The sequence below is a fragment of the Bradyrhizobium sp. 27S5 genome (genome assembly GCF_037217225.1).
Taxonomy (GTDB): domain Bacteria; phylum Pseudomonadota; class Alphaproteobacteria; order Rhizobiales; family Xanthobacteraceae; genus Bradyrhizobium; species Bradyrhizobium septentrionale.
In genome coordinates this window covers 8503961-8526831 of the sequence record NZ_CP147714.1, presented here as the reverse complement: position 1 = coordinate 8526831, position 22871 = coordinate 8503961, and the positions used below count along the sequence as shown (strand labels likewise).

The 22871-nt window shown below is 63.4% G+C and carries 18 protein-coding genes and 1 pseudogene; 8 read left to right on the top strand and 11 right to left on the bottom strand.

All coding sequences use genetic code 11. The features are described 5' to 3' along the window. Nucleotides 1-155: 155 nt before the first annotated feature. On the bottom strand, nucleotides 156-2423 hold the full coding sequence (locus tag WDM24_RS40035; protein WP_338829616.1) for a DUF2235 domain-containing protein: 2268 nt from the start codon (nucleotides 2421-2423) through the stop codon (nucleotides 156-158). A gap of 221 nt (nucleotides 2424-2644) precedes the next feature. Between WDM24_RS40035 and WDM24_RS40030 the strand changes: the two genes are divergently transcribed. Next, nucleotides 2645-3064, top strand: a complete 420-nt coding sequence (locus WDM24_RS40030) for a hypothetical protein (RefSeq protein ID WP_029079606.1) — start codon at nucleotides 2645-2647, stop codon at nucleotides 3062-3064. A gap of 45 nt (nucleotides 3065-3109) precedes the next feature. Here the strand turns inward: WDM24_RS40030 and WDM24_RS40025 are convergent, their stop codons facing one another. Beyond that, nucleotides 3110-4288, bottom strand: coding sequence for an ABC transporter substrate-binding protein (locus WDM24_RS40025; RefSeq protein WP_338829615.1), 1179 nt, complete (start codon nucleotides 4286-4288; stop codon nucleotides 3110-3112). A gap of 151 nt (nucleotides 4289-4439) precedes the next feature. Here WDM24_RS40025 and WDM24_RS40020 point away from each other — a divergent pair, with 151 nt between their 5' ends. After that, a complete protein-coding gene (locus tag WDM24_RS40020; RefSeq protein ID WP_338829614.1) occupies nucleotides 4440-5438 on the top strand; it encodes a winged helix-turn-helix domain-containing protein in 999 nt (332 codons plus the stop codon). Nucleotides 5439-5458: 20 nt separating this feature from the next. Here the strand turns inward: WDM24_RS40020 and WDM24_RS40015 are convergent, their stop codons facing one another. Beyond that, nucleotides 5459-5971, bottom strand: a complete 513-nt coding sequence (locus tag WDM24_RS40015; protein ID WP_414645654.1) for a TetR/AcrR family transcriptional regulator — start codon at nucleotides 5969-5971, stop codon at nucleotides 5459-5461. A 160-nt stretch (nucleotides 5972-6131) separates the two neighbouring features. Between WDM24_RS40015 and WDM24_RS40010 the strand changes: the two genes are divergently transcribed. The 3 genes from WDM24_RS40010 to WDM24_RS40000 all read left to right on the top strand — a co-directional run bounded on the left by WDM24_RS40010 (nucleotide 6132) and on the right by WDM24_RS40000 (nucleotide 11161). Next, nucleotides 6132-6389, top strand: coding sequence for a hypothetical protein (locus WDM24_RS40010; protein WP_338829612.1), 258 nt, complete (start codon nucleotides 6132-6134; stop codon nucleotides 6387-6389). A 287-nt stretch (nucleotides 6390-6676) separates the two neighbouring features. Then, complete coding sequence (locus tag WDM24_RS40005; RefSeq protein WP_338829611.1) at nucleotides 6677-10135, top strand: acyl-[ACP]--phospholipid O-acyltransferase; 3459 nt, start codon at nucleotides 6677-6679, stop codon at nucleotides 10133-10135. A 63-nt stretch (nucleotides 10136-10198) separates the two neighbouring features. Further along, nucleotides 10199-11161 carry an alpha/beta hydrolase gene (locus tag WDM24_RS40000; RefSeq protein WP_338829610.1) on the top strand — a complete coding sequence of 321 codons (963 nt, stop codon included), beginning with the start codon at nucleotides 10199-10201 and terminating at the stop codon, nucleotides 11159-11161. A gap of 201 nt (nucleotides 11162-11362) precedes the next feature. Here WDM24_RS40000 and WDM24_RS39995 read toward each other — a convergent pair whose 3' ends face one another. The 3 genes from WDM24_RS39995 to WDM24_RS39985 form a co-directional block, all read right to left on the bottom strand. Beyond that, nucleotides 11363-12580 carry an ABC transporter substrate-binding protein gene (locus WDM24_RS39995; protein WP_338694740.1) on the bottom strand — a complete coding sequence of 406 codons (1218 nt, stop codon included), beginning with the start codon at nucleotides 12578-12580 and terminating at the stop codon, nucleotides 11363-11365. A 365-nt stretch (nucleotides 12581-12945) separates the two neighbouring features. Beyond that, the gene (locus WDM24_RS39990) at nucleotides 12946-13170 is read right to left on the bottom strand and encodes a hypothetical protein (protein ID WP_166301675.1); all 225 of its coding nucleotides are present in this window, start codon (nucleotides 13168-13170) and stop codon (nucleotides 12946-12948) included. A 307-nt stretch (nucleotides 13171-13477) separates the two neighbouring features. Further along, nucleotides 13478-13702: a hypothetical protein gene (locus WDM24_RS39985; RefSeq protein ID WP_338694743.1), complete on the bottom strand. Its 225-nt coding sequence runs from the start codon at nucleotides 13700-13702 to the stop codon at nucleotides 13478-13480. Between the two features lie 776 nt (nucleotides 13703-14478). Here WDM24_RS39985 and WDM24_RS39980 point away from each other — a divergent pair. Continuing rightward, a pseudogene (locus WDM24_RS39980) lies at nucleotides 14479-14826 on the top strand (ATP-binding protein); the annotation flags it as partial. Nucleotides 14827-16062: 1236 nt separating this feature from the next. Here the strand turns inward: WDM24_RS39980 and WDM24_RS39975 are convergent. The 5 genes from WDM24_RS39975 to rpmB form a co-directional block, all read right to left on the bottom strand. Beyond that, the gene (locus tag WDM24_RS39975) at nucleotides 16063-16638 is read right to left on the bottom strand and encodes a YecA family protein (protein WP_224497083.1); all 576 of its coding nucleotides are present in this window, start codon (nucleotides 16636-16638) and stop codon (nucleotides 16063-16065) included. Between the two features lie 44 nt (nucleotides 16639-16682). Further along, nucleotides 16683-18245 (bottom strand): IS66 family transposase, encoded by a 1563-nt coding sequence (gene tnpC, locus WDM24_RS39970; protein WP_166213760.1) that lies wholly within the window; start codon nucleotides 18243-18245, stop codon nucleotides 16683-16685. A 50-nt stretch (nucleotides 18246-18295) separates the two neighbouring features. Next, nucleotides 18296-18649, bottom strand: a complete 354-nt coding sequence (gene tnpB / locus WDM24_RS39965) for an IS66 family insertion sequence element accessory protein TnpB (RefSeq protein WP_166208697.1) — start codon at nucleotides 18647-18649, stop codon at nucleotides 18296-18298. After that, entirely contained in the window at nucleotides 18646-19107 is a 462-nt protein-coding gene (gene tnpA / locus WDM24_RS44570) for an IS66-like element accessory protein TnpA (RefSeq protein ID WP_166208700.1), read from the bottom strand. Before tnpA ends, tnpB begins: the two co-directional genes overlap by 4 nt. Nucleotides 19108-19762: 655 nt before the next feature. Then, nucleotides 19763-20071 (bottom strand): 50S ribosomal protein L28, encoded by a 309-nt coding sequence (gene rpmB, locus WDM24_RS39955; protein ID WP_092120029.1) that lies wholly within the window; start codon nucleotides 20069-20071, stop codon nucleotides 19763-19765. Between the two features lie 352 nt (nucleotides 20072-20423). On the opposite strand from rpmB, the gene WDM24_RS39950 reads away from it, so the two are divergent. Both WDM24_RS39950 and fahA read left to right on the top strand, forming a co-directional pair. After that, nucleotides 20424-21254, top strand: a complete 831-nt coding sequence (locus tag WDM24_RS39950; protein ID WP_414645791.1) for a DUF3108 domain-containing protein — start codon at nucleotides 20424-20426, stop codon at nucleotides 21252-21254. Between the two features lie 326 nt (nucleotides 21255-21580). Further along, nucleotides 21581-22852: a fumarylacetoacetase gene (fahA, locus tag WDM24_RS39945; RefSeq protein WP_338829609.1), complete on the top strand. Its 1272-nt coding sequence runs from the start codon at nucleotides 21581-21583 to the stop codon at nucleotides 22850-22852. Nucleotides 22853-22871: the final 19 nt, after the last annotated feature.

Sequence of the window (22871 nt, the reverse complement as noted above, 5' to 3'; positions counted from 1 at the left end):
TGGGGTCGCGTCGGATCGTTCCAGGCGTCTGGCAGCCCATCTAGCAAAGGGAGCATAGCAGCTGATCTACAACCCGAACTGTCGGCTGGATCACAGATGGATCACGCCGGGCGGCTCCGTGTCGGGTCGCGATCCTGTGGGCGCGGCTCGACCCCCTACAGCAACCGCACCGTGACCTTCGCCTTGCCCTTGTGATCGCCGTAGAACCATTTGTAGACCCAGGGCAGGCCGATGACGGCCTGGTTGACGTAGAGGAAGATCTCGCCGCTGCGATCAGCCGTGAACCGCGCCTTGTAGACCTGCGGATCGGTGTTGGGCGCCGGCGCCGGATCAAGAAAATACTCGTCGACCCCGGTCTGTCCGACCCGTGCGATCAGCCTGAACCACGGCCGGAACAGGACGCGCCGCAGGAAGATCGTGGCGTAACCACGCCAGCGTTTTGCGGCCTCGATTGTCGACGTGCGGTATCCGACCGGTGTCACCGCCCGTCCGGCGTCCTCCCATGGCTCCGCCATGGTGATCGCGATCTCGTACTTGAACCCGGTGCGCACCTTGAGACCGGTCGGCGCACAGATCGCGCTGGTATCGAAGTCGGCTGCGTCCTGCGGGACGCCCTTGTCGACGGCGACAAGCTTGTCGGCCGCGGTGCCCGTGCAGAAAGCGCCCATCGAGTCAGCGGCATTGAACAGGAAATGGCTGAGCAGTGTCGCGCTGAACCAGACCAGCAAGGCCGTCAGCAGGAACGGAACGGCGTGTCGCTTCCCGAAGTTGAGGATCCACTGATAGATCGCGCTGGTGCGGAATCGATAGATCGCATTGTGAACGATTCCGGAGAGCGGCGTCGGGTTCGCGCGGTCGCGCCAGATGATCCGCATCCTGTCCCTGATCGCGGCGCTGAGCGAGGTGCCGACGCTCATCAGCAGGAAAACGGCAATGAGGCCGCCGGCGAACCATTCCGGGTTGCCGGCATACCAATCCGTCCACCAGTGAAACGAATCGGGCAGGAACGATTGGACGAAGCGCACCAGCTCCGAAATCATCCTGAACCAGGAGCTGAATTCGTGCTCCTTGTGCTGATTGTGGAACAGCCAGAACGCGGCCAGATGCAGCGACGCCGCCAGCGTGGCGAAGTAGGCGATCCGGCGCATCCAGACATAATTCCACAGCTTCTCCTGCGCCGCATAACGCGCCGGTGCGCTCGCCGGCGTCTCGAACGTCGTCTCGCCCAGCGGCGTGATCTGGCCGCTTCGCGAGACAATGACGTAGTTCGGCGGAAGTCCGATCGGGGCATAGGCATTGGCGCCGCTGTCGATCCGCTCGAACACGCTTTCGTGGATCTTCGGCGTCGGCACGCTGACACGGGCATAACGATCGTTGCAGAGCTCGGCGACCTTGCGAGGTCCATACCGGTAGTAGGAGCCGAGGCCCGCGCGCGAATCATAGAGGCGGCCGTCCTTGTCCTCGGACGATCTGATAGACTTGATCGCATCAGGATCGGCAGTCGGCGCGCTCTTGAACACCAAGCCACGCTTGACGGCTTCGTCGACCAGCCAGGCCAGCGGCACGAACGCGACGGCATCGTCGGGATAACCGCCGCCGACATTGGCATGCATGCCGACGAACCAGACCTGGACCAGACGTTCGCCATCGATGGTCGCGGGCACGGCGGGTGCGGGCTGTCCAGGCTCGTGCTCGGTCCAGAGCACTGGGTGGAATGTCGTGCGTTCGTCGTCGAGGGCCAGCGCATGTCGCGCCCACTTGACCCTCGGGCTGAGAATGCGGTTCGGCAGTTCGAGTGGCCACACCCAGTTGGAGATGCCGCGGGTCATCTCGTCGATCGGCAGGCCATAGGCTGCGACGGTGTCCCAGATGCCGATGAATTCGATCGCGGCGACCTGCTTCCGGGCGATCTCTGCATAAGACTTGTTGCCGCGGAGGCGATCCCACACCGGCACAAGGATGTAGTCGCGCAGCGCGCGGAACAGCACCTCGATGCGCCATATCGAGTGGTAGCCCTCGGCCCGGTACGCGCGATAGGCCTTCACCGCGCCGTCATGCAGCTCGGATTCGGTGTCCGCGACGATCAGGCCCTGATCGAGGATGAGTGCGGCAAGCGTGCGCACGGTGAATGCGCCACGGCTGAATCCGAACAGGTAGATCTTCGAATCGTTCTCGTGGTCGTAGTTTCGGCAGATGAACTTGTAGGCATCCAGGATATTGCGCTTGAGGCCGTAACCGAAGGCGCCGCCGAGCAGCGCAAGCGGGACGAACGACGACGTGCCGACGCCGTCATCATACTTGGCGGCCTGGCTGTTGCCCTGCAGATCGAGCGACTGGAAGATCCGCCAGACATTGGTTCGCCAGACGCTGGAGGCGGCGTTGCCGGTGCCATCGGACAGGATGATGATCTTGGGACTCGGCATTGAAAGACGCTCGCTGAAAAGAATGAAGCGGATCGCGCAACGTAGTAGTAGCGGATTCTATTGCTACTTTGGATCGATGTTTAGTCATTCCGTGCCACGATAGATGTGAACTGGCGCACAATAGCGTCGCGTGGTCGCAGCCATGTGAGCGGCGGCGGCTTTCGCGATGCTGCGAAAAGGCCTAGCCTGCCGGCGGTGCAATTCATTGATGAGGCAAAGCCATGCGCAGCCGCGTCAGAAAGTTTGCCCATATCCTGGAGCGCTTCGGCCTTGCTTTGGCGGGAGCCGCGAGCGGTCTGTTCGTCGCCATCCATGTCGGCTCGAGCGTGTCGGCGCTGACCTCGCAGGCCTTCCTGCTGCTCATGATGCTGGGCGGCGCGATCGGCTTCTATGTCGGCATCGATACGCCGCCAAAGCTCTTCCATCCGAAGGACTCGAATTCGACGCGCAAGATCGACGCGGCTGAGCTGCTCAGCGCGGTGGGCACCTTCCTCGCGACCATGGTTGCATTCTTCTCGGTCGGTGTCGTCGTGCTGCGCAGCGAGCCGGACATCGCCTGGACCGCGACCATCATGGCGGGCTGGGTGCTCGGCGTCGCCATGCAGATCGTCGCCGGCACGATCGCGCGCACCCGGGTCTAGGCGTCGAAGCGACGCCGCGCCGGAAGGGTTGCCGTTCCGTCCCAGTTACCTGTTCGCGACCTTGGTGGGATCCTTGATCGCCTGGAAGGTTTCCTGCTCGACGCTGTAGAGCTCGCCTCCGATCTTCTCGACCTTGCGAATGTAGATGTTGTGGACGACTTCGCGGGTCTTCGGATCGATCGACATCGGGCCGCGCGGGCTTTCCCAGGCCATGCCCTTCATGGCCTCGACCAGCGCGTCGCCGTTGGTCTTGCCGCTGGTCACCTGCAGCGCCTGGTAGATCAGATGCATGCCGTCATAGGCGCTGACGCTGATGAAGTTCGGGCGGACATTGGCGTTGGCCTTGCGGAACGCGGCGACATAGTCGCGGTTCAGGTCCGACGGATGATAGGCGGAGTAGAACCCCGCCGTGATCGTGCCGATCATGGCATCGCTCATCCCCGGCAGGTCCTCGTCGTCGGCGATGTCGCCGGGGCCGATCAGCTTGATCCCGCTCTTGTCGAGCCCGCGCTCGACAAACTGTTTGGCCAGGATGCCGGCCTGGCTTGTCGGAACGAAAATGAACAAAGTGTCGGGATTGCCGTCCCGCGCGCGCTGCAGGAACGGTGCGAAGTCGGGATTGGCCAGCGGCACTTTCAACGCCTCGACGATCGATCCGCCTGCCGCGGTGAAGCTCGCCGCAAACACGCCGGCGGCTTCGTGCCCGGGTGCCCAGTCGGACGCGATGATGGTGGCCCGCTTCGATCCGTTTTTGGCCGCCCAATCAGCCAGTACGCTGGCCTGCTGCGCGTGCGTCCAGCTGGTACGCACGAAGTAGGGCGACCGATCGGTCACGATCGACGTGCCCGAGACCATGACGACGGTTGCGGTCTTGCTCTCATTGACCAGCGGTGCGAGCGCCAGCACGCTCGGCGTCAGCCCGCCACCGAGGATCGCGACCTTGTCGTTGACGATCAGCTCCTGCGCAATGCGCTTGGCATTGTCGGGCACGCTCGCGTCGTCCCGGACGATCAGTTCGATCTTGCGGCCGGCGACCGTGTCGCCGTGTTGCGCCATGTAGAGCCTTGCCCCGGCGACCGCCTGCTTGCCGACCGGCCCCAGAACGCCGGTCAACGGCATCACCAGGCCGACCTTCACGACCTCCTGCGCCTGGGCGTTTCCCGATTGCGCCGCCGCGAGCGCAACAATCCCCCCGACCAATGCGGCCAACGGTGCCCTCGACATGGTCAACCTCCCGCGTGCCTGGAAATGATGCCGGGCCGGTCCGCCACTATCGTCCACGCCACGGGGAAGTCCTGATGAAGAAGTGACAGAACGACGATTTTCCTGCTAAATTTCCCGGATTGGTGCCGTCTGTGGGCATGGAGTGACCTCTATGAACCCGGCGACTGATTCCGTATTGATATTTGATGCCTTTGAGCTGGACTTCGCCCGCGGCGTCGCGCGCGCGGATGGCGTCGAACTTGATCTCAGGCCGAAGTCGTTCGCGGTGCTCGGCTGTCTCGCCAGAAATGCCGGGCGGCTGGTCTCCAAGCGGGATCTGCACGAGGCGGTGTGGGGCCACGTCGCCGTTTCAGACGATTCGCTCGTTCAATGCATCCGCGAGCTGCGCCTGAAACTGCGGGATGACGATCACCGCATCATCAAGACGGTGTCGCGCCGGGGTTATCGCCTCGATGCTAAGCCGAGTTCGGCATCGCACGAACACGCACCGCGGGATGCCGCGGGCGCGACATCCGCTCCGCGCGCCGTTGCAGGACGCTTGGCCGTGTTGCCCCGACGGTTGCTTGTCGCCGGCCTGTCGGTGATCGCCTTCGCCGCACTCGCATTCGTGCCGCCGATCGCAAACGGGATGCGGCATCCCCTGGCGGAATTGGCGAACTGGTTCGCGCCGCAGGATCACGGCATTGTACCGAACCCTGATGTCGAACGGATCACTGCGCTGGCCGTCGAGAAGCAGTTGCCGCTTCCGGCCTTTCGCGTTCACGCGCCGGCAAACGACGTGCCGGACAGTGTCCGCCGCTTTCTCGGCGTGTGGGTGAGCGACGAAGGATGGATCAACTCGCACCGCCAGTTCATGATGATCGTCACGAGCGTCGATCGGGATGGTGTCGCGACCGGGTATCTCGTGAATGGACCGGCCATGCCGCACAGCCGTACACCCGGACCTGGCTTTTCCGGCGGCTTCACCGGGCATGTCCTGGACGACACCTTGCGATACGACGGCAATGCGGGACTGCATTCGGCCTCCATCACCGCGGACGGACGGATCGAGTTCAAGCTGATCTTCCGGGAGGGCGGCACCGGAGTGGTATTTCTTGAGCCGCTCTGGACGCTCGGCCGCTCAGGGCGCGTCGCACGCAATCAAACATGATCGCGGGCACGCGAGCCTGACTACGGCCTACGGGTTACGCCCAATCCCGCGAGATGCGTGTCGACGAATTGCGCGAGCCGCTCGCGCAGCCGCTCCGGCGGCACCGCGACCATGCGCTCCTCGAGGCCCAGTGAGATGATGCCGTGGACCGCGGAGAACATCATCCGCGACAGCAGCGCAACGTCGTCGGGATCGCGATCGGGCAGCAGCCGCAGCAGCGGCGCGTGCATCAGCGCGAACGCGTCCATCACCATCGCGAGGATATCTTCAGGAAATGGCCGGTCGTCCTCCATCCGGTGCTCGAACAGCGAGCGCAGCAGATTGGCGTGCTCGGTCGCGAAGCCGAGATAGGCGTCGGCGAGCCCGTGCAGCTGGTGCAGCGGATCGTCGGCTGGAATCGCCTTCAGCCGTGTGGTCAGGGCCTCAACGGTCTCCCGGTTCACCGTCAGGATCAGGCCGTCGAAGTCGCCGAACTCGTTATAGACGCTGCCTATGGAGCAACCGGCAGCTTCGGCGACATCTCGAACCTTCAATGATCTCAATCCCTTAGTTGCGATCGACCGGCGCGCGATCTCGATCAGCAGGGTCCGCCGCTGAAGTTTTTTTCGATCTCGTCGCGATTCTTCTTGAACAATGTTCATTTTCGTACTACTAATTTGAGCGTTGCTCAAGTTGGCTAAGGAGGCCACTCACATGCAGACCCTAGCACTTCAATTGACCAGCACCCTTGTCGATGACGCGATCGAGCTCGTGAAGGGCTTTGGCCGCGCCATCCTCTCCCCGGCGATGGAGCCGATCGAGCGGATCGCCCGTGCCTGCGACGTCGCAGGTGTCCTGGAGCAGCGGCGCGCGGACCGGCGCGCGCCGCGCCGGGCGGCCTCGGGCGGCCGCGGGTGCAAGCCGCGCCACTGCCGGTGGTCGCCGTTCAGCGGGTTGAGTGAACTGACCTGAACCGTACCGGCGGCAATTGTCGCCGAAACCTCAACAAAGCGCTCACCATGTCCCCCGCGAACCCGCCTCGGCGCCGAGCAACCCCAGGTCTGGATAAGGTCTCGTACATCTCTGGCGGGCAATGTCCCGGTATTCCGGCGCCAGCGGATGTGCGCCGGTTCGAACCGATACGTTGCGGAAAAGACTAAAGGCTGCGGCATCTCCGTCATTTCACCACGCTCACCATTCTCTGCCACGCGAACTCGCAGACCTGCCAGCGCCTCGCGCGCTAACCCAAGGAAACGGTCATGATCAAGGAATTGATGTCGTCCCGCCGCTTCGCGCCGCTGTTCTGGTCGCAGTTCTGCTCGGCGTTGAACGACAATGTGCTGAAGAACGCCCTGGTCATCATGCTGCTCTATGGCGTCGCCAACGAGCAGGGGCCGGCGCTGGTTCAGCTCGCGGGCGCGGTCTTCATCGCGCCGTTCTTTGTGCTGTCGGCGCTCGGCGGCGAGCTCGCCGACCGCTACGTCAAGTCCGTCGTCGCCCGCCGGCTGAAGTTCTTCGAGATTTTCGCCGCGGCGTTCGCCGCAGCCGGCTTCTTCACCCATTCGATCCCGCTGCTGTTCATCGCGCTGGCGCTGTTCGGCATCGTCGCTGCGCTGTTCGGTCCGGTGAAGTATGCGGTGCTGCCCGACCAGCTCTCGGTTTCCGAGCTTGCAACCGGCAATGCGCTGGTCGAGGGCGCAACCTTCATGGCGATCCTGATCGGTACCATTGCCGGCGGCATGTTCGTCGCCGGCGCCAGCCATATGGGCTGGATCTGCGCCGCCGTGGTCGGCCTCTCCGTGCTGTCCTGGGCGTTCGCGTCGCGCATCCCCCTGACGCAGCCCTCCGCGCCCGATCTGCTGATCACCAAGAATCCCTGGACCTCGACCGTGCGCCTGCTGAAGTCGCTCTATGCCGAACCGCGGCTGTGGGACGGCATGGTGATCGTGTCCTGGTTCTGGATGGTCGGCGCGATCGTGCTGTCGCTGTTGCCTGCGCTGATCAAGGAAGGCGTCGGCGGCACCGAGGGCGTGGTCACGCTGTGCCTCGCCGTGTTCGCGATCGGCATCGCCGCCGGCTCGCTGTTCGCGGCGCAGCTGAGCCATGTTCGTCCGAATCTCGCGCTGGTGCCGATCGGCGCCATTGTGATGGGCGTGATCGGCCTCGACCTCGCCTGGGCGATCGCAACCACGTCGCTCGGCAAAGAGGTCACCGCGGCTGCGTTTGCGAGCTCGTTCGGCGGCTTCCGCATGCTGGCCGACTTCTTCCTGTTCGCCTTCGGCGGCGGCCTGTTCGTGGTGCCTTCGTTTGCCGCCGTGCAGGCCTGGACCGCGCCGTCCGAACGCGCCCGCATCATCGCCGCCGGCAACATTTTGCAGGCCGGCTTCATGGTCGCCGGCGCGGTGTTCGTCGGCGCGCTGCAGGCCGCGGGGCTTGCGATCGCCTGGATATTCTTCGGCCTCGCCATCGCGAGCTTCGGCACCGTCTGGTTCGTGCTGAGCAAGTGGGGCAAGGAGGGCGTGCGCGACTTCGGCGCGCTGCTGTTCCGTGCGCTGTTCCGGGTCGAGGTGCGCGGCATGGAGAACCTGCCGCCCGAGGGCACGCGCATGCTGATCGCGCCCAACCATGTCAGCCTGGTCGACGGCCCGCTGCTGCACGCCACGCTGCCGATCGATGCGAGCTTCGCGGTCGACACCGGCATCTCCAAGGCGTGGTGGGCCAAGCCGTTCCTGAAGATGATCAAGCACTACACGATGGACCCGTCCAAGCCGCTGGCGGCGCGCGACCTGATCAAGCTGGTGGCCGCCGGCGAGCCGGTCGTGATCTTCCCGGAAGGACGCATCACGGTCTCCGGTTCGCTGATGAAGGTCTATGACGGCACTGCGATGATCGCCGACAAGGCCGATGCGGTCGTCGTCCCGGTCCGCATCGAGGGCGCGCAGCGTTCGCATCTCAGCTATCTCAAGAACGGCGAGATCAAGCGCTCCTGGTTCCCCAAGGTGACGATCTCGATCCTGCCGCCGGTGAAGCTGCCGGTCGACCAGTCGCTGCGCGGCAAGGCGCGCCGCAATGCCGCCGGTGCCGCGCTGCAGGACGTCATGATCGACGCCATGGTCAAGAACGCGATGCTCGACCAGACGCTGTTCGATGGCCTCGGCCACGCCTATCGCGACCGCGACACCGGCAAGCCGATCATCGAGGACGCGCTCGGCACCAAGCTGACCTATCGCAAGCTGATCCTCGGCGCGCAGGTGTTGAGCGGCAAGCTCGAGCAGGGCACTGCGGTCGGTGAGAATGTCGGCGTGCTGTTGCCGAATTCGGCCGGCGTTGCGGTCGTTTTCTTTGCGCTGCAGACCGTCGGTCGCGTGCCGGCGATGCTCAACTTCTCGGCCGGGCCGGTCAACGTGCTGGCCGCGATGAAGGCGGCGCAGGTCAAGACCGTGCTGACCTCGAAGGCCTTCATCGAGAAGGGCAAGCTCGACAAGCTGATCGCGGCGATCGAAGGCCAGGCGCGCGTCGTCTATCTCGAGGACGTCAGAGCCGGCATCGGCCTCGCCGACAAGATCGCGGGCTTCCGCGCCGGCATCGCGCCGCGCGTTGCCCGCAACGCCAACGATCCCGCGGTCATCCTGTTCACCTCGGGTTCGGAAGGCACGCCGAAGGGCGTCGTGCTATCCCACCGCAACATCCTCGCCAACGCAGCGCAGGCGCTGGCACGGGTCGATGCCAATGCCAATGACAAGGTGTTCAACGTCCTGCCGGTGTTCCACTCGTTTGGCCTGACCGGCGGCATGATGATGCCGCTGCTCGGCGGCATCCCGATTTTCATGTATCCGTCGCCGCTGCATTACCGGATCGTGCCCGAGCTGATCTACCAGACCGGTGCGACCATCCTGTTCGGCACCGACACGTTCCTCACCGGCTACGCCCGCTCGGCGCATGCCTATGACTTCCGCACGCTGCGGCTCGTCATCGCCGGTGCAGAAGCGGTGAAGGAGCGCACGCGGCAGATCTACATGGAGCGCTACGGCATCCGCATCCTCGAAGGCTACGGCGTCACCGAGACCGCGCCGGTGCTCGCGATGAACACGCCGATGGCCAACCGCCAGGGCACCGTCGGCCGCATCTCGCCGCTGATGCAGTACCGTCTCGATCCGGTCCCCGGCATCGAGGAAGGCGGACGGCTGTCGGTGAAGGGCCCGAACGTGATGATCGGCTACCTCCGCGCCGAAAATCCCGGCGTGCTCGAGCCGCTGCCCGAAGGCTGGCACGACACCGGCGACATCGTCACGGTCGACGCGCAGGGTTTTATCGCGATCAAGGGCCGCGCCAAGCGCTTCGCCAAGATCGCAGGCGAGATGGTCTCGCTGTCGGCGGTGGAGACCATGGCGACCGCGCTGTGGCCGCAGGCGATGTCGGTTGCGGTCACGCTTCCCGATCAGCGCAAGGGCGAGCGCATCGTGCTGCTCACCACGCAGAAGGATGCCGATCGCGCCGCGATGCAGCGCCAGGCCAAGAGCATCGGCGCTTCCGAACTCGCGGTGCCCGCCGACATCCGCGTCGTCGACAAGGTGCCGCTGCTCGGCACCGGCAAGACCGACTATGTCGGCGCCACCGCGCTGGCCAAGGAACTGGCCGCTGCGCCCGCCGCGCAGGCCGAGCCCGCCGGCGAGGAGGGCGAGGCTGCGCCGGAGCAGCTCGCGCAACACGTCGCATGATGGTTGTGCTTTTCGGGAGCATGTTGTCAGATAGACGGCAACTGCTCCCGAGAAAGCACGATCATGCCGCTTCCGCTCGATCCCGTCATTGAGAAGATCATTCCGCTGCTGCCGTTGCGCGATCCTACGGTCATGACGCCGCAGAGCGCGCGCGACTCGCTGCGCGCGCTGGCCGAGGCGCGCAAGGCGGTGCCGCCGCCGCCGGTCGATGTCGCGCGGGATATCGAGGTGCAGGGCGCCGCGGGGAAGCTCGCCGCGCGGCTCTATCGGAGCGGCAGCGGGCTGGCGCCGACCGTGATCTTCTTCCACGGCGGCGGCTGGGTTGCCGGCGATCTCGAGACCCATGACCGTCAGGCGCGCAACCTCGTGATCGAGACCGGCGCGGTGGTGATCTCGGTCGATTACCGCCGCCCGCCGGAGACGCGCTTTCCCGGCGCGTTCGAGGATGCGTTCGCCGCGATTCGCGACGTCGTCGCGCGCATCGCTGACTTCGGCGGCGACCTCTCCCGCGTCGGCGTCGCCGGCGATTCCGCGGGCGGCAATCTCGCCGCCGCGTCGGCGCTCGCCTGCCGCGATGCCGGCATCAAGCTCGCCGGGCAATTGCTCGTCTATCCCGTTACAGACGTGGTCGGCAATTTTGCCGACGCAGCCGAGAACGCCAGATTTCCGTCGCGCGCCGAGAATGCCGAGGGCTACTTCCTGACGCGTGCGACGATGCAGTGGTTCTGCGGACATTATCTCGCCGACCCGGCCGATGGCGCCGACTGGCGGGTCTCGCCGCTGCGCGCGAAGTCCCTCGCCGGTGTCGCGCCGGCCGTGGTGACCACCGCCTGGTTCGACCCGCTGCGCGACGAGGGCCATGCCTATGCGAAGGCGTTGCAGGCCGCCGGTGTGCCGGTGACGTATCATGCCGGCGAGGGGCTGATTCACGGCTACTTTGGCCTCGGCGATGCCTCGGAGGCCGCGCGGGCGGAGGCGCAGCGCGCGCGGGCGGATTTTCGGGCGTTGCTGGAGCGGGGAGTCTAACCTCCCGTCGTCCCGGCGGCCTAACAACCTCCGCGTCGTCCCGGCGAAGGCCGGGACCCATAGCCACCGCAGCTTATTGTGGGAGCAGGCTGCGGCCACAGCGTCGCGCCACACCATCCAGTCGGGGTAATGGGTCCCGGCCTGCGCCGGGACGACGGTGTGGATGGCTTCGCGCTCTACAATTTCCCCCCTCAGATCCCCTCAATCATTCCCGATCGTGTCCCCGAACAGCTGCCACGTTTCCCCGTTGAACTTCTGCAGCCGCATCGCCTCGACCGGGAAATAGTCGGTCGGCGAGGTCTTCACCTTGATGCCGGGCAGGAACATCGGCAGCGCGATGTCGAGGTTGGCGGCCTGCTTCATGATGTTCTCATGGGTGAGGTCGTCGCCGCATTGCTTCAACACCTGCACCGTCGCCTCCGCCACTACATAGCCGTAGACGATCAGCTGGTCCTGCAGATTGCCTTCGGGGAAGTAGTTCTTCATGAAGCTCTGCCAGGCGATGACATCCTTATCGTCTTTCCACTGCGGATCGTTGGGATCCTTCAGCGAGTAGGACGAGATGATGTCCTTGGAATAGTCGAAGCCGGCCGGCTTCAGCACCGAGGACACCGAGGTCGAGGTCGCCGCGAGGAAGAACAGGTCCGGCTTCCAGCCGATCTCGCCGATCTTCTTGATCGCCTGCGCCGCCTGCTTGGGGATCGCGTGCATGAACAGCACGTTGGCGCCGGACGATTTCAGCTTCACGATCTGGCTGTCGACCGTCGGATCGGTCGATTCATAGGTCGTTTCCGCCACCACCATCTTCGCGGTGTTCTCCGCGCCCAAGCCCTTTTTGAAGCCGTTGCCGTAATCCTTGCCGGCGTCGTCGTTCTGGTAGAACAGCGCGATCTTGGCGTCCGGCTTGTTGGTCAGCACATATTTGGCGTAGACCGCGGTCTCGGCCTGGTACGACGGCTGGAAGCCGATCGACCACGGATAATGCGCGTAATCGCCCCACAGCGTGGCGCCGGCGCCGACGAACAGCTGCGGGACTTTCTTGTCGTTGAGATATTTGCGCACGGCCAGGCCGGTCGGCGTGCCCAGCGGATTGAGGATCGCGGCGACCTCTTCTTGCTCGACCAGCTTGCGGGTCTGCTCCACCGTCTTCGGCGGCGAGTAGCCGTCGTCGAGCGTGATCAGGGTGATCTTGCGCCCGTTCACGCCGCCCTGGTCGTTGATCATCTTGAAGTAGGCCGCCTGCACCTTCGCGATCACGCTGTAGGCCGACGCCGCGCCGGAGAATGGCGAGGTCTGCCCGAGCTTGATCTCGGTGTCGCTGGCACCCGCGCCATACTTCTTCTCGGCGGCGTGCGCCTGTGTCGCGAGCGCAAGCGCGGCCAGAGCCGTGATGGCCTTGCAAATGGCCTTCGATGTCATCGTGAGCCTCCCTGTGGCGTTCTTATTGTTCTCGGGGGAGAGCTTACGTGAGGCCGCAACCGTTGGGCTTGTGGCGAGACGCCGGGGCAGGGATGCGAAAATGCGGCGGGGCGCGATGGTCGGCTGGAAAACTCAGCCAATGTGCGGTGGTTTGCCGCAAAGTGGAATGACTATCAAAATCTCTCCCCGCGTGCCGGGCGCTTCTTACCTCGCCCCGCTTGCGGGGAGAGGTCGGATCGCATGGAGCGTAGCGCAATGCGATCCGGGTGAGGGGGTACAGGTACGTTCGCGAGTGTCGCTGGTGGAGAGAGGCCCCTCACCCCAACCCTCTCCCCGCAAGAGCGGGGCGAGGGAGAACTTCTAGCTCAACGATACCGCACGCTGCCGGTCGTGATCGGATCGGTCGGCAGCACGGTGGCGCCGGCGCGGCTGGCGGCGGCGGAGGTGATCATGCCGGGTTCGCCCTTCAGCACATTGCGGGGCGGGTGGAATTCGAGGACGACGAGGGCGGCGGTGGCCAGCACCGCCACGGCGGCGGTTGCGAGCGCAGGCACCAGTCTTCCGCGCGTATCGACTGCGCGAACTTGCATTGATCAATTCCTTGTACTGAGTCGTTCTTTGGACGTGATGTAAGTACGGCCTGGCTTGTTCCCAAGAGTGCGGCGCACATGCCTCACAATCAGTTGTGCCGGTCGTGATGTCCTTCACGGTTTTCAAACCCGCGCGGCGTGGCCGCGTCGAATCGCAATCGTGTCGGACGGCTTGTTTGCACACTAACACTTGGAAGAGATCGTGGCGTTTTGCATGCGCCTCATGCGCTCGTGATGATGCGAATGAGTTTGTGATTAATCCGCCTTCGCCAAGGCTTCGGCGTGACAAGCCGCTTTTTGCCGTGATTTATAGGCTTTCTTTGTCGGTTAACGTCGGCGCGTTAAGGCTTTCTTCACGCGCACTCCAAGCATCAGAATGGATTCGCGTGATGACACCGCTGTCATTGGCAACAGCTGTCAGCGGACGTTTCTCAGCCATTGGCAGCGCCGTCATTGCGAGGCTTGTCGCGCCGTCTTGTCCGCCGAAGCCTTTGGGCGAAGGCGGAAGTTTTGGCGAGGCAGCGCGATCCATCTCTTCTCACTCGATGCGATGGATAATTCTACTCCACGTCCAATCACACAAAGAAGAATCCACTCACGCGCAGCCACGGATGCGCGCCGTTCGGATCGATTCACCTGTCAAACAGCAGGAGGGGGTGAGCGCACGCAGCCTCGCGGCCGGATCGGCCCGAGCTTTGCGGCAGTGTGACCCTCGCTTCGATAGCAGAGGGTGCAGGGAACGCCGGGTGCCAGCACGCACCCATGGGTCCCGAGCAACAAAAAGCTCGGGAGGTAGGACCACAGGTACGGCCGGGCGATCCCGGCGTTCCCCGCGCGGATGGGTTACGGCTTATACGTGCTCTCCCCGGCGAGACTGGGCTTGCTTGTCACCGCCTCCGCAGAACGCTTGCGCGTTTCGCGAGGGGACACCGGCCGCTAGGGCGTCAGGACCACACGCTTTCACCGTCCGCAGATAGGCGCGCTCGTCAAGCGCACCCACAGCGTCCACCGCATCCCGCACCCAACGTCCGTGACGATCGCGATACGCCCCTCTCAGAGGAGGCGGGACGCGCTGTTTGTAGTGCTGAGTTGGGGTGCCGGGGAAGAGGAATATTTTCTCTGCGAGGACTGGACAGGGTGTGTCGTATTGAAATTTCTGGAGAAATTAGATTTTTGGCACAGGGGGCACCAAAGGGAAATCAGTCGTCTACGCTGCAGCCAACCATAGGTTGAAAGGCCGATTGACATATTTCTCGCAGTTCGACCAACTCGCCGTCAAACTGGAGGCGGGTGAAAACTCGGGACGGAATGAAGTTCGATGTACTGGGTCGCATCAACAATATGCGTCTACCGGACGGGAAGACGGCGGTGCTCTATTCCGTCTACGAGGCGGTCAGTAACTCGATACATGCAATCAATGATCGGTTTACGGAAGCCAAGGCCGCTGACAACGGTTGGGTGAACGTAGAGATCGAAGTTGACAGCGAGGGCGACGTCTCGTCGATTGTGGTCACTGACAATGGAATAGGCTTTACGGACGACAATCTCGCTTCTTTCGAAACGAGCGATAGTCGATTCAAGTATCAACGCGGTGGAAAAGGAGTAGGCCGATTCATCTGGATCAAGCTGTTTGAAACAATCAAAGTCGATAGCGTCTATAGGAAGGGAAAATCAAATGAACGAGTGAGCTTTCGCTTCGTTCCAGAGAAGCAAAATTCAATCGTCGCCAAGCGCGTTGTATCTGCTCCCGGTGCGCCGCTTGAAACCAAGATCACACTGTCCGATCTGAGACCAGAACAGAGAGGCAGAGTCAGGCCCACTTCTTATTTGAAAGACTTGGCCCTGCATTTCTTTCCCCAGTTCATAGCGAAGACACTGCCCAAGATCAGCATTACCTACAGGGGCGAGACTTCGAGCTTGAATGATTTTATTGCCGATCAGGTAGACGAGCCTGTGCGGACAGTAGTGTCGGTAGATTTCGGAGAAGGAAAAACGGACGTCGTGGTGGATCACTTGTTTGTCGAAGCGTCTATTTCGACGAATCTGCGCAATTCATACCTTCTAACGGCGCACGGACGCTTGGTTGGTGATCCAATATCAATAGAACGCAAATACGCCTTGAAGGACCTTCCAAATGGTAAGGCTTACGTCGCGATTGTAAGCTCAGATTTTCTCGACGAGCGCGTGGACCAAGAGAGGCTTGATTTTAAACTGACTCGCGAGCAGCGAGAGAAATTGGAAGACGCGATCTTTCAAGCCTCCGAGAGTTTTCTCGGCGAACACATCAGAAAGCTTCGAGGTCGGCAAAAAGATACGGTCGAGTCTCTGCTTAAGGAACATCCTCAGCTCGCCACGCAGATCACAAAAGTCGACGATTACGTGACGAGCTTAGCTCCGAGTATGGACGACGAGCAGATCGCTCAGAATCTCTTTGTTCTCCTTTATCGTGACGAACGGGAGTTGAGGAAGCGTATCGATGAATTTGATCACCTAGATAAGCTGGAGCCTGAGGCCAGGAAGCAAGCAGAGGAGGTGCTTAGCGAGATTTCAAATCAAGAGAAGCACCGCCTTGCCGAGCTAGTGGTTAAGCGCAACCAGGTATTGAAACTCGCAAACCTGCTCCTGAAATATGAAGACAGCGAAAAGCGAGCGTACCGGTATGAACGTGTTATTCACGAGCTGATTTGCCCCATGGGCGAGATGTACAGCTCGGGAGACTATGCTGACCATAATCTATGGCTGATCGACGACTCGCTGGCCACATATCAGTTCTTCTCTTCCGACAAGCCGATCCGGACCATTGCTCCAGGCGCAAAATCCGCCAAAGAGCCTGATTTGGTATTTGTGAATCCGTTGGGCTGTAACCGGTATGAGCTCCCACGTCTGCGGAGATCAGCGGGCGCGTGGGTAGCGGATCGGCATCCAATATTGGCGCATGGCCTCGACGACCGCTGGAATATCGGCGTAGGCGTTACGCAGAAAGTCGGCAGTCTCGCGGCCGCTTCGGGGGGATCCGAGCATCGGCTGCCCCTGATCGTCGCGACAGTGCAACAGAATGGGCAGAAGCAGGCCGTGATTGACATTGCTGGTGTCCAGCATCGGCGCCCACGCCGACAGCCTGAGCCGCATCGCGGCATGGAAACCCTGGCACCAGGGACGCGGATCGACGTCGCCATTGGGGTTGCGCCGGTGTATCGGCTCGAACCGATCGGGGGCAGTCGAGAGGGTGTTGCTGATGTCGTTGTGGCGCAGCGCAACGGCGGAGATCGCGGCGAACTCCGGCGTGCCGCCATGGTTGAACGCGTCGGCATCGATCGCGAGCAGCGGGCAGATCCAATCGAGCGGGCTCATCGAGACCGGTCCGGCTACGATCGCGGCAGCATAGCCGTCGAGCATGGGAATGCTAGTGGCGGCAGGATGGCGATCGATGCGAGCCTGGAGCCATCGCTCGAGGTCCGCAAGCGGCATCGCGGCTGACGGCATCGACGATGCTGCTTTATGGCGACGTGGGCTCATGCCGCTGCCTGCGGTGTGCGCCGGCGCGCCGCCTTCCAGTTCCAGGCGAGCAGCTCGTGCAGCTGATGGCTCTTGGTTCGCCCGGACACGATGCGCTCCAGCACATCGGCCAGGTAGGCCTGCGGGTCGAGCTCATGGAGTTTTGCCGTGTTCACGAGCGACGCCAGGATCGCCCAGCTCTCGGCGCCGCCTTCGCTGCCGCTGAACAATGAGTTGCGTCTTCCCATCGCAATCGGGCGCATGGAACGCTCGACTGTGTTGCTGTCAACCTCGACACGGCCGTCGCGGAGAAACAGCGTCAACCCGTCCCAGTGATTGAGTGCGTAGTTGATGGCCTCCGCCAGCTTCGATTGGGAGAAGAGCTGGCCGACCATTGTGGTCAGGCGCGTCCTGAGCGCCTCCATCAATGGAGCGGACCTGGTGCGGCGGGTGGCCAGCCGCTGCTCGGCATTGCTGCCGCGGATCTCTGCTTCGATGGCATAGACCGCCTGCAGGCGCTCGATCACTTCGCGAGCGAACGGCGACTGGGTCGTCTTATACACGTCGACGAATTTGCGTCGGGCGTGGGCGAGACAAAAGGCGAGCTGGATCGCGTCGCCATGATCGCGGGCGAGCGCTTTGTAGGCTGCATAACCGTCGACCTGCAGAATGCCGGAAAAGCCCGTCAACTGTCTGGCGATCTCCGCCGTGCCGCGGCCGTCGGCGAACACGTAGGCCACCGCCGGCGGCGAGGGGCCGCCCCATGGCCGGTCATCCATCGCATGCGCCAAGAACTGGCAGATGCGCGGGCGATGTCGTCCGGGATCGAGCACCGGCATCGGCGTCTCGTCGCAGAACAGGCGCGGCGCAGCCTGGATGGTGCGCAGCTGGAGCTCATAGAGGCTCCTGAGCCACCAGGCCGCTCGCTTCACCCAGCCGGCGAGCGTCGCCCGGTCGAGATGGACACCCTGGCCGGCCAGAATTTGCACCTGTCGGTAAAGCGGCAGATACCAGGCGAACTTCGAGACTACCACGTGGCTCACGAGTGCCGTCGAGGCCATGCCGCTCTCGATTAGGCGCGGCAGCACCTTCGCCTGGATCACACCATCGGTGCAGCGGCGGCAGCCGTACTTGGGACGGACCGTCCGCAACACCCGCAGGATCGCCGGGATGATGTCCAGCACCTCGCTGACGTCCTCGCCGATCTTGTGAAGCTGGCCCTGACAACACGGGCATGCGGTCGCCTCCGGCTCCAGCACCTGCTCGCAGCGCGGCAGGTGCTTGGGCAGCGCGCCGATGTTGCGGCGCGCCTTCTTCCGCAGTGGTTTGCCGGGCGGCTTTGCCGCGGCTGCATCGTCGTTGGCAGCTGCAGGCGGCGTGACGCCGGTCTCAAGGTCGCCAAGCTCAAGTGCGAGCTGCTCGGCCACGAGCGCGGCAAGCCGCTCCGAGCGCTTCCCGAAGATCATGTCCTTGAACGTCTGCATTGCTACGCGCAGCTTCTCGTTCTCAGCGTCAAGCGCGAGCACCATCTCGGTCAGAGCTGCTGGATCGGCCGGAAGAGCGTCGGGGCGAATCGCCATGATCAGACGATACATCCGTGTGACCCACGCTCCAGCGAAATCCTCACTTCTCAGCCGACAATGACCGGCTGCTTCACAGGCTTGGGCGACACACGCGTCCACTCGAGGCCGTCGAGTAGCATCGCAAGCTGCGTCGCACTGAGATGCACAACGCCGTCGCGGATCGGTGGCCAGGTGAAACGCCCCTGGTGCAACCACTTCGTTACCAACACCATGCCGCTGCCGTCCCACGCCAGAAGCTTCACTCTGTCCATGCGCTTGCTGCGGAACACGAAGACGTCGCCGCAATATGGGTTCGCGCGCAGTGCTTCGCTCACCAGCGCCGACAGCGTATGCACCGACTTACGAAAGTCGACCGGCTGGGCCGCCAGCACCACCTTGAGGTCTGACCGTAGCGCAATCACCGGATCCCTCGAAGCGCCGATAGCACCATCGAAAGCGTCGCCAGCTCCACGCCCGGCTCGACGCGGATGCGCGCCCCGTTCACCTCGATCTCGACCGCTCCACAGACCTTGGCCGGCGGCGCGGCAATCTCCAAGGGCTTCATCTTACCCGGCGAAATACACTCGGACTCGCCAGCCCTCCCGCCATCGCTCTCGGCGCCAATTTGGATAGGCACGAAGTTCTGGGCTTTGCCGGCCATCGCCGCCGCTACCTGGCGTCGCCACACCGTGAGCAGTCCGCGGGAAACACCATTGCGCCGCGCCACCTCGGAGATGTTCGTCCCCTCCTCAAAGCTCTCCGCCGCGATCCGGGCCTTCTCCTCGCGCGTCCACCGTCGCCGCCGGCGCTCCCCAGTGATCACCTCAACGCGGCGATAAGAGTCACCTTCCTGCCTGGCATCAAGCATGGCATTTGCCATCGCTTCACCTCCACCCATCCGCTCATCCCAGGCTGTATCCCAAGCGAACCGCGCCATGACGAGGTGGAGGCCTCATGCCGGTTACGTTGGGCTTTAGACGTGAGGGTACAAATGATCCAATTGTCATCGTTGAATTTAAGCGACCAGGTGATGAACAGTTGAGCCAGGATCCCGTCAACCAGGTGCTCCAATATATAGATGACTTGCGCGGCTCAACTGTGCGTGACGTTGATGGGGCCGTTGTGTCAGAAATTAGCAGTCAAACGCCGTTCGAATGCATCATTGTCTGCGATCTTACGTCGTCAGCTAGACGGCTCTTCCAACGATCGTTGGCTCAACATCCAACGCCAGATGGTGATGGGTACTACGGCTGGTCCACACCCCACAACGCTCACATACGGGTCATCTCCTACAGGAAGATGCTTCGCGATGCCGAGACCAGAAACAAGGTGTTCTTCGATCAACTTAAGCTCGGGAGCCCGTCTGCTGCAGCGAAGAAGCGATCTGCAAGAGTTAGCGCAAAGAGAGAGGCCGAGGGAGGTGAGGTCCTTGGGGCCTAACTAACTCTTGGGGAAGCTCGCCCAAAACAAAAACGGCCGGGTCATCCGACCCGGCCGTTCAAAACTCTCTCCGCGCTTTCGCGCTTGCAGCTAGCTCAGCTCGCCTTCTTCACGAACACCGGCTTGCCGACCTTCTTCTCGATCGCGCGCTTGAGATCGAGCGCGCGGGGCGACAGCACCTCGGCCTTGGCCTTGATCAGATAGGCGTCGAGGCCGCCATTGTGGTCGACGCTCTTCAGCGCATTGGTCGAGACGCGCAGGCGCACGTTGCGGCCGAGCGCATCCGAGATGAAGGTCACGTTGGCCAGGTTCGGCAGGAAGCGCCGCTTGGTCTTGATGTTCGAGTGGCTCACCTTGTGGCCCGTCTGGGGGCCCTTGGCCGTCAGTTCGCAGCGCCGGGACATTACCAAAATCCTTATTGCATCCCCGCCTCTGGCGGCGCGTGCGATCACGCGGCCCGCGCGGGGGTTTTGAATTCGCGTCCATTTTCCAGGAACCGCGGGTGTATAGGGGCAGATCGCCCAAGCGTCAAGATTATATCGCCGCATGGGCGCAGCGGGAAATGGCGGTTCATAAGCCGTTCCAGCCACTTACCGGCGGATATCGCAACCATATAAAGGGCGTATTCGGCTGCAAGTCTTGGTTCCATAAGAGATGCGCGTGTTGTCCGGCCGATGTGACTGCCAAAGATGGACAACGCACAGAGCGCCGATAGCAGGACCGTCAGGTACGTAAGTGACCACCACGATTGCCCTTTTGCCCCCGCTCGGCCGGCTCATCGGCCTGTGCGCGGGTGCCCTCCTGCTGTTTTGCGCCGAGCGCGCCAGCGCCCAAGGGCGGCTCGACGCCCAGTATGAGGCGACGCTGGCCGGTATCCCGGTCGGCAAGGGCGCCTGGACCATTGAAATCGGCGACGACAGCTTCTCGGCCTCGGCCCAGGGCGGCACCGCGGGCCTTCTGAAGGCATTTTCCGGCGGCAGCGGCTCGGGCGCCTCGCAGGGCCGCGTCGTCAATGGGTCGCTGGTCGCCAGTTCGTACACCGCGACCACCACCACCGCGAAGAAATCCGAGACGATCCGGATGGTGCTGGCGAACGGCGCCATCAAGGACTCCACCATCGAGCCGGAGCCGCCGGTCGATGCCGACCGCCTGCCGGTGTCGGATGCGCAGAAGAAGGGCGTGTTCGATCCGATGACCGGCTCGTTCCTGCGCGCGCCCGGCAATGCCGAACTGATGAGCCCGGATGTCTGCCGCACCGGCGCCGGCGTGTTCGACGGCCGCATGCGCTACGACCTCAAGCTCGATTTCAAGCGGGTCGAGATCGTCAAGGCCGAGCGCGGCTATCACGGCCCGGCGCTGGTCTGCGCGCTCTATTTCGTGCCGGTCTCGGGCTACATCCCGGATCGCCCCGTCATCAAATACCTCGCCGCCCAGCGCAACATCGAGATCGCCTTCGTGCCGATCGCGGGCACCCGCCTTTTGGTGCCGTTCCGCATGACGATCCCGACCCCGCTCGGCCAGGCCATGCTGGAAGCCACCTCGTTCGTCACCACCGCCGCGCCGCCGCGCGTGGCGAAGACGCAGTAGGGGGTCTGATCGCGGCCACGCTGCCCGACCGTCATCCTGAGGAGCGCGTAGCGCGTCTCGAAGGATCGACGGCCACCGGCCGGGCCGTGCATCCTTCGAGGCTCGCAAGGGCTCGCACCTCAGGATGACGGGTCCAGGGTGATGAGGCGAGCGCGCTTCCCTTCTCCCCTTGTGGGAGAGGGTGGCTCGAATGAGCGCAGCGAATTCGAGACGGGTGAGGGGTCTGTCTCCGCGGATACAAACCCCTCATCCGGCGCAATCTCCCTCCGGTCGATTTCGCCACCTTCTCCCACAAGGGGAGAAGGAAGAAAGGACGAGCCTAAGCGATGCCCCACCCCAACGACCCAAAACTCCGCTCCTTCATCGACGTCGCACCCACCTCGGACTTCCCGATCCAGAACCTGCCTTACGGCGTGTTCTCGTCGAAGGACGGCCTCGCGCCGCGCGTCGGTGTCGCGATCGGCGACTTCGTGCTCGACCTCTGGGAGCTCGAGCAGGATTCCCGGCTCGATGTCGGGCCGCTCGGCGTGTTCTCGCAGCCCTCGCTCAACGCCTTCATGGCGCTCGGGCCAAAGGTGTGGTCGGCGACCCGGGCGCGGATCAGCGAGCTGTTGCGCTCGGACCATCCGGAGCTGCGCGACAACAGGGAGTTGCGGGCGCGGGCGCTGGTGCCGATGGCCGACGTCAGGCTGTACATGCCGTTTGCCGTCTCGGGCTACACCGATTTCTATTCGTCGAAGGAGCACGCCACCAATGTCGGCGTCATGTTCCGCGGCAAGGACAATGCGCTGCAGCCCAACTGGCTGCACATGCCGATCGGCTACAACGGCCGCGCCTCGACGGTGGTGGTGAGTGGCACGAAGGTCCGGCGCCCTCGCGGCCAGCTGAAGCCGCCGACCGCTGAGGTGCCGAGCTTCGGCGCGTGCAAGCGGCTCGACTTCGAGCTGGAGATGGGCGTGGTGGTCGGGCAGGCATCGCCGATGGGCGAGATGCTGACCGAGAAGCAGGCCGAGGAGATGATCTTCGGCTTCGTCATCCTCAACGACTGGAGCGCGCGCGACATTCAGCAATGGGAGTATGTGCCGCTCGGGCCGTTCCAGGCCAAGGCGTTCGCGACCTCGATCAGCCCGTGGGTGGTGACGCGCGAGGCGCTGGAGCCGTTCCGCATGCAGGGCCCGGCACAGCAGCCGGAGCCGCTGGCTTACCTGAAGCAGACCCAGCCGAATAACTACGACATGCAGCTCGACGTCGCGCTGCGCGCCGGCGCCATGAACGAGGCGAAGACGATCTGCAGCACCAACTTCAAATACATGTACTGGTCGTCGGTGCAGCAGCTGGTGCATCACGCCTCGAGCGGCTGTGCGATGAATGTCGGCGATCTCTTGGGCAGCGGCACGATCTCCGGTCCCGAAAAGCATCAGCGCGGCAGTCTCCTGGAAATCAGCTGGAACGGCACCGAGCCGGTCGAGCTTGCCAGCGGCGTGACGCGGTCGTTCCTCGAAAACGGCGATTCGCTCGTGATGCGCGGCTGGTGCCAGGGCGACGGCTATCGCGTCGGTTTTGGCGAGGTCGAAGGAACGATCGTCGCGGCGGAGTAATTCGCACGGGCGCTGCTTC